The organism is Chitinophaga filiformis, from assembly GCF_021646545.1.
Classification (GTDB): Bacteria; Bacteroidota; Bacteroidia; order Chitinophagales; family Chitinophagaceae; genus Chitinophaga; species Chitinophaga filiformis_A.
In genome coordinates this window covers 56,108-70,281 of record NZ_JAKIRP010000015.1, presented here as the reverse complement: position 1 = coordinate 70,281, position 14,174 = coordinate 56,108, and the positions used below count along the sequence as shown (strand labels likewise).

Below are 14,174 nucleotides of genomic sequence, written 5' to 3'. Positions count from 1 at the left end.
AGACATAATTTTTTTTCAGGCAGCATTATTGTGCATAACAAATTGCTGATTATCACACCCGAAAAATTGTATAATATATTTCCGTGGCAGACGATGTCAGCGCCTGCGAAAGCGTTCTACTGCAAGCCATAACGTTGTTAAGAAATACAACTGTCAGTGCGGTTAATACCGGTGATCCTAATTAGCATGCTGAATAAAGAAAATACAAGTAGATTTGAAATAATAGAAGACATTAACATTATCTAATGAAAAAAATTCTACTGGCTCTTGGTATACTGCCGCTGGCCACTTATGCACAATCACCATCTGATACTACCCGGCATCTGCAGGAAGTAGTGATCCAGGCATATCCCGGCAAACAGTTTACCCTGCTCCAGGTGCCCACCAGCAGTACTGTACTTACTGCCCGCCAGTTGCAATTACAACAGGGCATTACATTATTACCGGCCCTGAATACTGTGCCTGGCGTACGTATGGAAGAGCGTTCACCGGGTAGCTATCGTTTATCTTTAAGAGGTAGTCTGTTGCGCTCTCCTTTTGGTATCCGCAATGTAAAATTATACCTCGACGAGATCCCGCTAACGGATGCCGGTGGCAATTCCTACCTTAATCTTGCCGACCCGGGAAGTTTTCAGGGTATTGAAGTATTAAAAGGCCCTGATGGCAGTCAGTTCGGCGCCAACTCAGGTGGCGTAGTACTCCTCCATCCGGCAGGTACCCTGCCAGACAGCAGTCGCCTGAAAGCGGATATACAAGGAGGCAGCTATGGCCTGTTTCGCGAACAGATAGGCTGGCAGCACCAGTGGGGAAATTATAAGGTGAATATCTATCAGGCCGTACACCGGTCTGATGGCTACCGGGATAATAGTGCTATGAAAAGATATTATGTGCAGACCGCCCAGGAATGGAAATATAATCCGCATAACCAGCTCAAGCTGATCGCCTTTTACAGTGACCTGGATTACCGCACGCCCGGTGGTCTGACAGCCGCACAGGCAGCAGCCAATCCGAAAGGATCCCGCCCTGCCACCGCCACCTTACCCAGCGCTATTACCCAACAGGCGGGGATCAGGAATAAAACAGCCTTTGGCGGCCTGGTACATACCTCACAACTCGCCACACACTGGCAGCATGTGATCACAGTGTTTGGCAGCAACACCCACTTTGAAAATCCGTTCATTACCAACTACGAAGCCCGGGATGAGAATACCTTCGGCGCCCGCACCTACATTGCCCTGCAGGACCAGGCGCTGGGCAACAGCAACATGCGACTGGACTGGACAACTGGCGTGGAATGGCAGCAGACAGGCTCCGATATTGACAACTATGGCAATAGGGCTGGCGTAAGAGATACCTTACAGGCGGCCAGCGACATCACCGCCCGGCAATACTTTTACTTTACCGGTGTTACCTTACGTCCCGGCAAACAATGGGTGGCCGAAGCGGCTGTAAGCCTTAACTACTACCGCTACCATTTCAATGATGTGGCAGCAGGCATAGACGGGAAAAAGAAATTCACCGCGGAGCTGATGCCCCGCTTTTCCCTCTCCTACCTGATCACACCCGCTCTGGCAGCACGCGCCACTGTCAGCAGGGGCTACTCCCCTCCTTCCATCGCGGAGGTACGTGCTTCAGACAATATTATCAATACCGCCCTGCAGGCAGAAACCGGCTGGAACTATGAAACAGGCCTCCGGTTCAATAGCCGGAACAACCGTTTCCAGGCGGATGCGGCCGTTTTCTATTACGAGCTGCAGGATGCCATCGTCCGCAAACTGCATGATGACGGTACGGAGTTCTTCACCAATGCCGGCGGTACGCATCAGACGGGAGTGGAATTCCAGGGTTCCGCCTGGTTACAGTCGCCCAGGCGCCAGGGCTTTACCCGCGGCATACAGCTCCAGGGAAGTTATACCTACAGTCACTTCCTGTTCAGCGACTATATCAGCGCAGGTAAGGACCTTTCCGGCAATGCCTTAACCGGCGTTCCGAAAAACATCGCTACGGCGTCCTTGCTCGTGGAATTTCCGGCACGTGTGTCACTATATAGCCAGTACACCTACACTGACCGCTTACCGCTGGATGACGCCAATACTGCCTTTGCAAACGAATATCACCTGGTACAGGCGAAAGTCAACTGGGGTGTCAATAAGTGGCTGGCCGTTTATGCAGGTGCTGATAACCTGCTGAACCAGCGTTATAGCCTGGGCAATGACCTGAACGCTGTGGGCGCCAGGTATTACAATCCTGCCCCGGGAAGGAATTATTATGGAGGGTTGCGCCTGACGTTATAATTCGCGTCATCTGCTGCAGTACCTGTTATCTGCCGCGCCTGTTGATGCTTTATAGTACTGCCGTTTGTTGTATTGTGCTGCAAGAGGTAACGGCTTATCATCCTTCGCTTTGTTTTATTAGTAAGGCTTCATAAGTGTATTCATATCCAACACCCGCTGTTGTTAAATTTAATTAATTAAAAGGGCCGCTAAAAAGCGGCCCTTGCACATTTTGGTTCAAAAAAAGAATAAACAAAAAACAAGTCTATGCAGGCACCCCTGCTTTTTTATAATGCACTACCGGTAGTTCTCTTAACCGTCCGGCAGCATATTCCGGTGTAATATCCCGCTGCGGATGCGCCAGCATCTCATATCCCACCATAAACTTCTTCACGGTAGCAGAGCGCAGCAATGGCGGATAGAAGTGCATATGCCAGTGCCATTCAGGATGGCTGTCGCCGTCATTAAACGGCATCTGGTGCATACCTGCCGAATAAGGGAATGATGTTTCAAACAGATTATCGTATTTGGTGGTCAGCTCTTTCAGGATAGCTGCCAGTCCATCACGTTCTGCCGGCGTGAATTGCAGCAGGTGCTGTACATGACGGCGGCTGATGATCATGGCTTCATAAGGCCATACTGCCCAGAAAGGTACCAGTGCTACAAAATGTTCATTCTGCGCGATGATACGCTCTTCCAGCTTCAGCTCCTTCTCCAGGTAAGCAGACAAGAGGCTGCGACCGTGCTGCTGATAATAATTACGCTGCTGGCGTGTTTCTTTTTCGATCTCCATCGGCACATCTTCAGACGCCCAGATCTGGCCATGCGGATGCGGATTACTGCATCCCATGATCTCTCCTTTATTTTCGAAGATCTGTATATACTTGATGAAAGGTACTGCTGCCAGCGATTCCAGTTCGGTATGCCAGAGGTCTACCACTTTACGGATATCCGGCAGTTCCATTTCAGGTAATGTCAGGTCATGACGTGGGCTGAAACAGATCACACGGCAGATGCCTTTTTGTGACCGCGCTACCAGCAGTCCGTCTTCATTCTCGCCTCCCTGTGGCGTATCGGCCAGTAAGGCAGAGAAATCGTTTGTAAAGGCAATAGGACCGGTATAAGCCCCGTTTTTAGTTCCATCGGCACGGGTGTTGCCCGGACATAAATAGCAATCCTCCACATAAGCCGGACGCTGTACCAGCGAAGGTGATTCCACCTTTCCCTGCCACGGACGTTTGGAACGGTGAGGAGATACCAATACCCATTCTCCTGTCAGAATATTTAAACGGGTATGGGGATGCGCTGTTAGATCAAAGGTATTTTCAGACATTCTCTCGGAACATTTATCAGAATACTTAAAGAAGGACTGGCCCTGGATAAGGTGTAGGACCAGTCCTTACATCAGAGCTTAATTGTTAACTAAATTATTCACCGTACGACAGCCATCTTCAATGCTGGTAACATATGCTTTCAATGGAGTCTTGAACTGTTGTTCATAACCCGCTGCTGCTTTTTCCAGCAATGCCGGCACTGCCGATTTCTTCACGATATTGATGGTACAACCACCAAAGCCGCCACCCATCATACGGGCGCCCAGCACTCCCTGCTGACCTGCGGCAAATTCTGCCAGCCAGTTCAGTTCAGGACAGCTCACATTGTACAGCTTATCCAGTCCTTCATGTGTAGCGAACACCTTCTTACCAAATGCATGGAGGTCATTACGCTGCAGATCTTCACATGCATCCTGCAGACGCTGTATTTCTTCCACTACATAACGGCAACGGTTGTATACAGTTGCATTATGTCCTTTCACATAAGCATCCAGCATATCCATATTGGCATCGCGGAGGCTATTCACATGCGGATGATGTTTTTTGATCAACGCCACGCCTGTTTCACATTCTTCGCGGCGGGTATTATATTCTGAGGATGCCAGGGAGTGTTTTACCTGTGTATCCAGCAGTACCAGGCTTACATCGTCAAAGTTGAAAGGAATATATTCATACTCCAGTGAAGCGCAATCCAGTTTGATCAGCTGTTGTTTTTTACCGAACATGCTCGCAAACTGGTCCATGATACCGCAACGCACACCTACGAAGTGATTCTCTGCAGCCTGTGCCAGCAGCGTCATATCTCTGCGGCCTATTTCCAGTCCGAAGAGTTCATTCAGTCCAAAAATAGTAGCACATTCCAGTGCAGCGGAGGATGAAAGGCCGGCGCCCAGGGGAACATTTCCACAGAAAGCACATTCAAATCCGCCAATGATATGCCCCGCCTGTTGCAGCTGTTGTACTACACCCAGCAGATAATCAGGCCATTGCTGCGCAGTTGGTACTACTTTGTCCAGTGTACCTTCATATTTATCATTTACATCCAGTGCATGTAAGATGATCTTATTGTCATTACGTTTTACAATAGCCAGGTAAATGGCTTTGTCTATAGCAGCGGGCAATACAAACCCGTTATTATAGTCGGTATGCTCTCCGATCAGGTTAATACGCCCTGCCGCTCTTACCATAATTGGTTCCTGGTCAAAATGCTGCTGGGAAAAGGCGTTTAATTTAGCTTGCTCCACTGTGTATTTTTTTAAATTTGTTGATATACTAATGGGAGATTGCGCTCCCGTCAAAGCTTGAATCGATGTAACTTCCTCCTCTCTGAATGTTTTTCCATCCTTTGGAAGATGCCGTGAAACTTACCACCACTCGCCCGGATGTGGGCCATATTCCATACAAACCAGCTGACGGCCCTATTAAACAGGCTGTCTATTGTCGGCTGTTCTGTTTCATCTGTAAACTGTATTGTTAATGATGAAGAAACCCTGTTGACATTAAAATCTGACCGTGGATTTGCTCATGGAATTGTTATTTATGTGGAATAATTCTCAAAGTTAAATGATTTACGTAAACGATTACAATACTTCTCTCTAAATTACGGTGCAGTACGCTTAACCTATTGGCAGTTTTTACAATAAATTATTGATAAACAACGCAGTATAGAAAAAAGGATGTGGAATAGACATTAAATGTAATCGTTTACTTTCAATTTTGCAAGCTTCGGGTTTGTTCCGGTGCGTATTGGTAAGGATAGTCATTAGCGATTCCTTACATATGTTATCCATGCTTGGGTGGGGAGCTGCGGATTTATTGTTTTAAATGCTCTCTGTACTCGCAAAAGAGATCGATACGCGGCTGTCAGGTGGAATCCCTGGCTGAGTTCTTTGAAGTATGCTAAATGCGACCCACCAGGGATTTAATCGAGATCCAAAGCTAAATACGTTACTATTCGTTCAATAGAAAGAAACTTCAAAGAACTCAGCCAGCAAGCCCATACTGCTCGCTGCCGGTAAGTCCTTCACAATAATAATTGAACGTCAATAAGGAAAGCGGAAGCCTGAAGCACAAGGCAGCAGCAGATGGAGATTGCTGGCCTCCGTTGTTTGAAGTATGCCAAATACGACCCACCAGGGATTTAATCGAGATCCAAAGCTAAATACGTTGCTATTCCTTCAATAGAAAGAGACTTCAAAGAACTCAGCCAGCAAGCCCATACTGCTCGCTGCCGGTACGTCCTTCACAATAATCACAAAAAGTCATTAAAGAAAGCGGAAGCCCTATAACTAAGAGAGAGAAGATCACTGTTTCTGAGAAGACTGCCGAAACCGCGTCACAGGCTCCAGCACAACTTTTGTCCGCGTCTGCTGACTAACAACACCATTACCCTCGATCAATTCCATAAGCAGGCGGAACGCCTCCTTCCCCATCTCGACAGTCTGCTGATCAATACTCGACAGACTCGGAGTAATATGCTCGTCAAAAGATTCATTCGCAAACCCGATAACACCGAAAGCCCCTGGAATTTCAACATGTTTATCTTTCAATTCCTTCACCGCCCCTAAAGCTGTGAAATCCTCTACAGCAAAGACGGCATCCGGCGGTTGCGGTAAAGCCAGCAGGTATTGGATAGCCTGACGGCCGGCATTAATAGAAACATCACCGAAATAAACAAGCTCTTCCTCGACGGCAACACCATTATCTGCCAAAGCAGCTCTATACCCCTCAAGACGATCCTTGAAGATCTTGAGATGCTGCTGCCCTGCGATATGTGCAATACGCCTGTAACCCTGCTTCAGGAGGTGCTCAGTAGCATAATAAGCACCTTTAAAGTCATCCACTACGACGGAGGGAATATTAAGACTGTCATTAGCACGGTCAAAAAATACCAGTGGTACGCCCCGCTCTTTGATCTCAAGATAGTGGCTGAACTCCATGGTCTCTTTGGCAATGGACGCCAGAATACCATCCACACGGGTACTCAGGAAGGTCTCGATGGCCTTCTTTTCATATTCCGGCTGCTCGTTGGACTGGTAAATGAGCACATTGTAACCGTGCTGGTTCGCCATGCTTTCAATACCATGTACAACGGATCCGAAGAAGTTTATTTCTGCACTGGGAATGATCACACCAATGATATTGGTGCGTCCCGATCTGAGCGACCAGGCGATCCTGTCCCGCCTATAATTCATTTTTTCCGCAGCAGCCTGCACCAGTTTACGTGTTTCCTCACTGGTACCTTTGCGGTTGTTCAGTGCGCGGGATACAGTAGCACCCGTTAAATTCAGCTCTTTAGCGATGTCTGCTATGGTGACTTTATTATTCAACAAGGGGTAGCTTTACCACTAAAGTAAAAAAATCATTCCGGATACGCTAAAATTTCTGGCTATGCGTAGTAAAATGGTTGTATTATATTTATAGGCAACCAATTTCTATTTTCCAGGTAACTAACTATGACTATGAGCAAAGCTACACCACAGCGCTTTTTGCCGCTGGACGTTTTCAGGGGACTGACCGTATGTTTTATGATTATTGTGAATACGCCGGGATGGGACACGGCCTATTCCATTCTTAACCATGCCAAATGGCATGGCTGCACACCGACCGACATGGTATTCCCTTCCTTTCTTTTTGCTGTGGGAAATGCGATGAGCTTCAGTATGCGGAAATTTGCAGAGCTGGACAACAAAACTGTGCTGGCAAAGATCTTCCGCCGCACCATCCTTATTTTCCTGCTGGGTTACCTGATGTACTGGCTGCCCTTTGTACGCCATACCGCTAACGGCCTGGAATTTATACCCATTTCAGACACCCGTATCCTCGGTGTACTGCAACGTATCGCCCTTTGTTACTGCTTTGCCTCCCTGCTGATCCACTACCTGCCTAAAAAGGCGGTATGGGCCGTGAGCGCACTACTGCTGCTGGGCTACTGGGCCATTATGTATTTCTTCGGCAATCCGGCAGATCCTTACAGTCTGACCGGCAATGCAGCGATATTGTTTGACAAACTGGTACTGGGCGACAGTCACCTGTATCATGGTGAAGGTATTGCATTCGATCCCGAAGGACTGCTAAGCACGCTTCCGGCCATTGTAAATGTCATTGCAGGTTATTACACCGGCCTGTTTATCCAGGAATATGGTAAGACAGCGGTGGGCCGTAAGCGACTGTTGCAGATGGGCGGCCTGCTGATACTGGTGGCTTTGGTATGGAGTACCGTGTTCCCGATCAACAAAAAGCTCTGGACCAGCTCTTACGTGCTATATACCGTAGGAATAGACCTCTTGATCCTCGCGGTACTGATCTATGTGATCGACCATAAAAAACAGGAGCGCTGGACAGGTTTCTTCACCGTTTTTGGCAAGAACCCGCTGTTCCTCTATTTACTGTCTGAAGTGCTGGTTATTTTCCTCTACTTCTTCCAGGCAGGCAATATAAGTGTACACCGATGGATCAACACTTACATATTCCAGGCTATACTTCCCGGCAAAGCAGGCTCCTTACTGTTCGCCCTGGTATTTATGCTGCTTTGCTGGTCAGTTGGCAAAATACTTGATAAAAAGCGTATATACATACGTGTTTAGATCAGGATATCCTATCTTAGCTGAATAATGCGACAACGGCTTTTGCAGATCATTGTGTAATAATTAGTTATCTATTAGTATGGAACTATCGTTAAAGGGGAAAACCGCCGTTATCTGTGGGAGCACGCAGGGTATAGGATTAGCTACAGCCAGGGAACTGGCCGCATTAGGTGCCGAATGCATCCTGGTGGCCAGGAACAGGGATACGCTCAAAGCCGTTGTGACCACACTTGCTACCGATCATTTACAGGAACACAGTTATAAAGTAGCCGACTTCAGGGATACGCAGCAGGTAGAACAAACCATCCAGCATATTACAGAACAAAAAACTGTGCATATCCTGGTGAACAATACCAGCGGTCCTAAAACAGGCCCTGTAATGGAGGCTGACATTCACGAATTCACAGATGCCTTCCAGCAACACCTGGTCATCAATCACATACTTGTACAAGCAGTCATAGCCGGCATGACCGCCGCCGGCTATGGCCGCATTATTAATATTATTTCAACATCTGTAAAAGCACCGCTCAGGAACCTGGGCGTCTCCAATACCATCCGTGCAGCTGTGGCCAACTGGGCCAAAACTATGGCGAGCGAACTGGCGCCTTATGGCATTACGGTGAACAATGTCCTGCCTGGCACGACCAATACCGCCCGCCTGCAGGCCATCCTGGAGCAGAACGCCGCCAAACGCAATACCGTCGTAGCTACCATCGAAGAGGAACTGCTGAATGAGATACCAATGAAACGCTTTGCTGACCCAAAAGAGATTGCCGCCGCTGCAGCTTTCCTGGCCACGCCGGCAGCTGGGTATATTACCGGTACTAACCTCTGCGTAGATGGAGGAAAAACACCTGTGTTGTAAACTTCGGACTAATCTCACTGCATCCGATGTGAGATATCCACCTTAGAACAGAACAAACAAGAGCTTATAAAGTAAAGGCCCCGGCAAAAACCGGGGCCTAATTCATCACTTTTTACTATTACAAATTGAACAAGTGTGTATCTGATATTACAAAACTGCACAATCCCGCATCAATCTGTAAAGCAAAAACGGAAATTCATTTACGCAAGCGGGAAAACTGTCCCCGCCTATATGTTATTCCTTGTCAAACCATAAACGGGTAGTCAGCTGGTCAGCACCCTGGTTGGCTACTGCCGCCTTATAGTTAACTCCGTTCAATGCCTGCTCGGAAGATGGATACGTTAATCTCAAAGGTATCTTACCACCCAATACCCCGGTATAAGCCGGTGGTAACTTCGGATAATCCAGTCTGCGCCATTCCGCAAAACCTTCCAGTCCTTCGCTGAAGAGGGCCAGCCACTTCTGCTCACCGATAGATTTTTTGAAATTAGCCTGATCATAGATCACAGAAGGCTGTGCCAGATAGGCTGCGATACTAACATCACTCACATTATATTGCTTCATGGCAGTGGTCACAGCCTGTGCATACAGGGTGGCGGCATTGCCGGACAGTAAACCCCGCTGTGCAGCTTCTGCTTTGATGAACCACAACTCTGCTGCATTGAAAAATACTGCTGGCGCCAATGTAGCGGTGAATACCGCGCCTACATCAGAAGTCTTGTTAAAACCAAGACGTGAAGCTGAATCGGCGGTCAAACCGTTGGTCACACCAATGATCTTATTGGTATCTCTTGCTGGTGCTGCGTAAATAGTCAGACGGGGATCATTGAGCTCATTCAGCTTGTCTACCATACTCTTACTGATCCTGTAGTCGTTACGGGTTTCCCTGTTCCTCGCCACCGGATTCTGATAAGGAGATGGCTGATAGGTCAGCTTCGCATTATCACTGTTGTCAATGATCAGATTATTATCGTCAGCGCCGATTTCGTCAAACACAGCTTTCGCTGCATCGAACTCCTGGTCTGAAATACGCAATGCGATACGCAGACGCAGGGAATTGGCGAACTTCTTCCACTTTGCCATACTTCCGCTGTATATAAGATCACCTGCTATCGGATTACCCGTTGTGTTGATCAATTCCACTGCTGTCTTCAGTTCAGCCAGCAGACCTAAATAAACATCACGTTGTGCATCATATTCAGGTGTAAGGTATTGCTCTATCTGCGCGGCTTGTTTGTAAGGCACGTCGCCATACAGGTCCGTCAGCACCTGGAAGATCCAGGAACGCATGATAAGACCTACTGCTTTATAATTTGGGTTATGCAGCGTATCGCCCAGCTGTACCAGCTTTGTAAAATCTGCTATGCCCTGCGCATAAAAGTTGTTCCATACTGTCTGGATATTGGTGGAAGCAGGAATGTACCTGTCCGGATCAGGGTATTGGATCTTCGCCCAGTATTGTACATAGAGCAGACTGGTTTCCATGGTGGCATCAGTTCCCCAATAAGTATCTGCATTCGCTTTGATGCCATTACTCAACAGGTAGTCTGGCTCCACCGTCTCCGATTCATTCGGGTTCTTATTGATGTCTTCCAGCTGTTTTGTGCAACTGCTCAGCAAAGCCGCTACAACGCCAAGACCTAATATATATTTAGCTAATTTCATGATTACTGCTTTTACTGTGTTCATTAAAAGGATACGCGCAGATTGACACCCATGCTGCGTACTGTCGGGATCTGTAAGGTTTCAAGTCCCTGGCCGTTGCCGGTGTTGAACGCTGTTTCCGGATCAATGTTAGGCGCCTTCTTGTCGATGTACCAGAGGTTTCTCGCCGTAACCGTCAGGCTTACCGCCTGCATTCCCCATTTGTGGGTCAGCTCCTGTGGCAGTGTATATCCTAATCTTACTTCGCGCAGCTTAATGAAAGATGCATCAAATACACTGCTTTCATTAATAGTGCTACCATAAGCAGATTTATAATATTGCTGTGCAGATACTATCTGTTCATTTTTCTTACCATCCGCTGTTACACCATTGAAGATCATACCATCATGATACACCGTCTCTCCTTTTGGCGCTGTTGCATCGTGGCTCGCCAACCTGGTTGCACCGTTTTTGGTAATATTATCCGCGTAGTAATATGGCAAACCACCTAATTGTTCATTACGACCCGGCAATGTTGATTCCAGCACACCGGTGGAAATACCGGTAGCGTTAGTACCTGACCAGATCTGACCGCCCTGTCTTGTATCGATCAGGAAGCCCAGTGTAATGCCCTTAAAGGAGAAGTTGTTATTCACACTACCTGTCCATTTTGGTGTATAGTAACCCAGTACTTTTTTGTTAGCGTCTACCTGTGGCAGACCAGTCGACTTGCCGGTCGCATCCTGACCAACGATGATCTGACCTTGTGCATCACGTCTGTACGCTGTACCATATAATGCACCATAACGTTTGCCTTTGCTGGCCAATACCTGCATGTTGCCGGAACTACCCAGTATATAGTCATTCAACAAACCTTCCTTATCCAGCTCTATCACCTTGCTCACATTCTTTGCATAGTTGAAGTTCACGTCCCAGCGGAAACCTGATTTGGTTGATACCGGCGTAGCGCCCAGTGTTACTTCTACACCTTTGTTGTTGATCTTACCTGCATTCAGCAGTTTTTTCAGATAACCGGTAGTAGCACTTACGTCAGCCAGCAATATCTGGTTATAACTGCTGGAAGTATAATAGGTAATGTCTGTACGGATACGGTCATTGAGGAAACTTGCTTCCACACCCACTTCCGTTGCCCGGGTGATCTCCGGTTTCAGATCTTTCTTCAGGAATTTATCATTCACAGTCAGCAAAGGATTGCCGTTGAATGGCTGGCTGAAAGGATAAGTATTAACCAATTGATAAGGATCCGCATCTTTACCCACCTGTGCCCATCCACCTCTGATCTTCAGCAGGGACAATACAGGGCTCTTGATATCCAATGCATCACTCAACACAACGCTCGCATTCACTGAAGGATAGAAGTAAGAGTTGTTCTCGGCAGGCAAGGTAGACGAGCGGTCGTTACGCGCAGTGACGTTGACGAATGCCCAATCGCGGAAGCTCAGTTGTGCTGACGCGAACGCACTGTAAACCCTCAGCCTGGTGAAATAGCTGGTAGAAACCAGGGGATCTCTTGAGTTGTTCAGCGTGTATACATCTTTCACCGCAAGCCTTGGCGCCTGCTGATAGTTCTGTTCGAACTGGTTAGTACGCTCATTAGCGCCGATCAATCCATCAATAGAGAAATCGCTGTTCAGTTTTTTCTTTGCATTCAGCGTAAACTCAATATTCGTTTCTGATACCACATAGTTGTCTTCAGTATAAGAACCGAAAGGCGTACCATTTGTATAGAAAGCTATTTTATACTTACGCTTGTCATTATAAGTATCTGTACCCACACGCAGGTTAGCCGAGAGCCAGTTGGTGATCTCATAAGAGATACGGGCATTTCCGAAGAAACGGTTACGTGCCTGCCCTACAGTATTTTCATGCTGGATCCAGTATGGATTGCTGTAGTAGCTATGGTTCCAGTTATAGTCTGTACCATCCGCATTCTTGTAGTTGCGTAGCAGACGGGTATCTACCTGGCGACCAAACCAGATAAACTGTAAGGTCACACTGTTACCACGACGCCCATCCACACCGGGCAGGTTGTCAGCACCACCTTTAGTGTAATTGGCAAAAGTGCTGATCGTTAATTTCGGCGTAAGACGGTAAGTGCTGTTCAGCGTAAATGAGTTACGGCTAATCCCTGTATTAGGCAGGATACCTGTCTGTTTGGTATTATTAAAGGAAAACCTGTAATCCAGTTTCTCATTACTGCCACCAACAGAAACACCGTTGTTCAGCGTATAACCTGTTTCATAAAAGTCCCTTACGTTGTTAGGATGCGGTACGAATGGCGCAGGCTGACCATTAGAGAAGAACTGTGGAATGAGACGGCCATCCATTTCTGGTCCCCAGCTTTCATCTACACCATCATTCAATCCACCACCTTTACCATCTACATAAGAGAACTTTCCACCTGTACCCTGACCAAATACATTCTGGAAAGTTGGTAGTACCAGTACACTTTCCAGTGTAGCACCGGAATTCAGGGTTACACCCATGCCCTTCGCGGTCTTGCCTGTTTTAGTCTTAATAACCAGTACACCTGCTGCTGCACGTGAACCGTACAATGCGGCCGCGTTAGGACCTTTCAGAACGTTCAGCGATTCGATATCGTCCGGGTTCAGATCGGAGATGGCATTAGCAAAGTCTCGGCCGGTACCAATACCCAGCTGGCTGTTATCTACCGGCACGCCATCCACGACGAACAGTGGCTGGTTATTACCAGCGATGGAAGTTTCACCACGGATAATGATACGGGAAGACCCCAGGTTACCCTGACTGTTAGTAACAGTCACGCCAGCCAGTTTACCTGCCAGTGCGTTTACGATGTTGGTCTCTTTGGCTTCTGCAATGTCTTTCGACTTCAGCTCCTGTACGGCATAACCGAGGGAACGTTTTTCCCTGGAGATGCCCAGCGCGGTTACCACTACTTCGTTCAGGCGGCTCTCTGCACTTTCCAGCGCAATGTTGATCACCTTACTTGTACCTACTACCTGATCTACCGGATTATAACCTATGAAAGAGAAATGAAGTGTGTCAGTCGGTTTGGCCGTGATAGAGAACTTACCATCGGCATCTGTGTTTGTACCACGGTTCGTTCCCTTGATAGAAACGACCGCGCCTGGAATACGCTGCGCATCGGAGCGGGAAGTCACAACACCGGATACCTTGTTATCCTGCGCCTGTGCCCATTGCAGGCCCAGTAACACGAACAGCAGTATACCAGCTGTTGTTTTTAATTGTTTGATCATTGTATCAGATTTACAGAATGTTTTAAGAATGGTTTCCTGATCTGTCGGGACAAAAAAATTCCATCTGCCAGGCAACGACCTGCAGCAACGACGATTAGTTGGTGATGTATTTATTTAATTATCTGAAAGCTGGCTTTACATGCACATGTAAGAAGAACAATGCATGCCGGTACAACACCAGGACATGGTTTCGGCTGATTTACTACAGACTT

At 47.5% G+C, this 14,174-nt stretch carries 8 protein-coding genes; 3 read left to right on the top strand and 5 right to left on the bottom strand.

Going from position 1 to position 14,174, the window contains the following annotated elements; all coding sequences use genetic code 11:
* Positions 1-245 precede the first annotated feature (245 nt).
* Complete coding sequence (locus tag L3C95_RS27475; protein ID WP_236392850.1) at positions 246-2,294, top strand: TonB-dependent receptor; 2,049 nt, start codon at positions 246-248, stop codon at positions 2,292-2,294.
* A gap of 244 nt (positions 2,295-2,538) precedes the next feature.
* Here the strand turns inward: L3C95_RS27475 and L3C95_RS27470 are convergent, their stop codons facing one another.
* The 3 genes from L3C95_RS27470 to L3C95_RS27460 all read right to left on the bottom strand — a co-directional run bounded on the left by L3C95_RS27470 (position 2,539) and on the right by L3C95_RS27460 (position 6,936).
* Positions 2,539-3,606 (bottom strand): UDP-glucose--hexose-1-phosphate uridylyltransferase, encoded by a 1,068-nt coding sequence (locus L3C95_RS27470; RefSeq protein ID WP_236392848.1) that lies wholly within the window; start codon positions 3,604-3,606, stop codon positions 2,539-2,541.
* A 78-nt stretch (positions 3,607-3,684) separates the two neighbouring features.
* The gene (gene galK, locus L3C95_RS27465) at positions 3,685-4,851 is read right to left on the bottom strand and encodes a galactokinase (RefSeq protein ID WP_236392846.1); all 1,167 of its coding nucleotides are present in this window, start codon (positions 4,849-4,851) and stop codon (positions 3,685-3,687) included.
* Between the two features lie 1,059 nt (positions 4,852-5,910).
* The gene (locus tag L3C95_RS27460) at positions 5,911-6,936 is read right to left on the bottom strand and encodes a LacI family DNA-binding transcriptional regulator (protein WP_236392844.1); all 1,026 of its coding nucleotides are present in this window, start codon (positions 6,934-6,936) and stop codon (positions 5,911-5,913) included.
* 132 nt (positions 6,937-7,068) lie between these two features.
* On the opposite strand from L3C95_RS27460, the gene L3C95_RS27455 reads away from it, so the two are divergent.
* Both L3C95_RS27455 and L3C95_RS27450 read left to right on the top strand, forming a co-directional pair.
* Entirely contained in the window at positions 7,069-8,193 is a 1,125-nt protein-coding gene (locus L3C95_RS27455) for an acyltransferase family protein (protein ID WP_236392843.1), read from the top strand.
* A gap of 79 nt (positions 8,194-8,272) precedes the next feature.
* Positions 8,273-9,058 carry an SDR family oxidoreductase gene (locus L3C95_RS27450; protein WP_236392840.1) on the top strand — a complete coding sequence of 262 codons (786 nt, stop codon included), beginning with the start codon at positions 8,273-8,275 and terminating at the stop codon, positions 9,056-9,058.
* 234 nt (positions 9,059-9,292) lie between these two features.
* On the opposite strand, the gene L3C95_RS27445 is transcribed toward L3C95_RS27450, so the two are convergent.
* On the bottom strand, positions 9,293-10,723 hold the full coding sequence (locus L3C95_RS27445) for a SusD/RagB family nutrient-binding outer membrane lipoprotein (RefSeq protein ID WP_236392838.1): 1,431 nt from the start codon (positions 10,721-10,723) through the stop codon (positions 9,293-9,295).
* 23 nt (positions 10,724-10,746) lie between these two features.
* The gene (locus tag L3C95_RS27440) at positions 10,747-13,962 is read right to left on the bottom strand and encodes a SusC/RagA family TonB-linked outer membrane protein (protein ID WP_236392836.1); all 3,216 of its coding nucleotides are present in this window, start codon (positions 13,960-13,962) and stop codon (positions 10,747-10,749) included.
* Between the last annotated feature and the right edge of the window lie 212 nt (positions 13,963-14,174).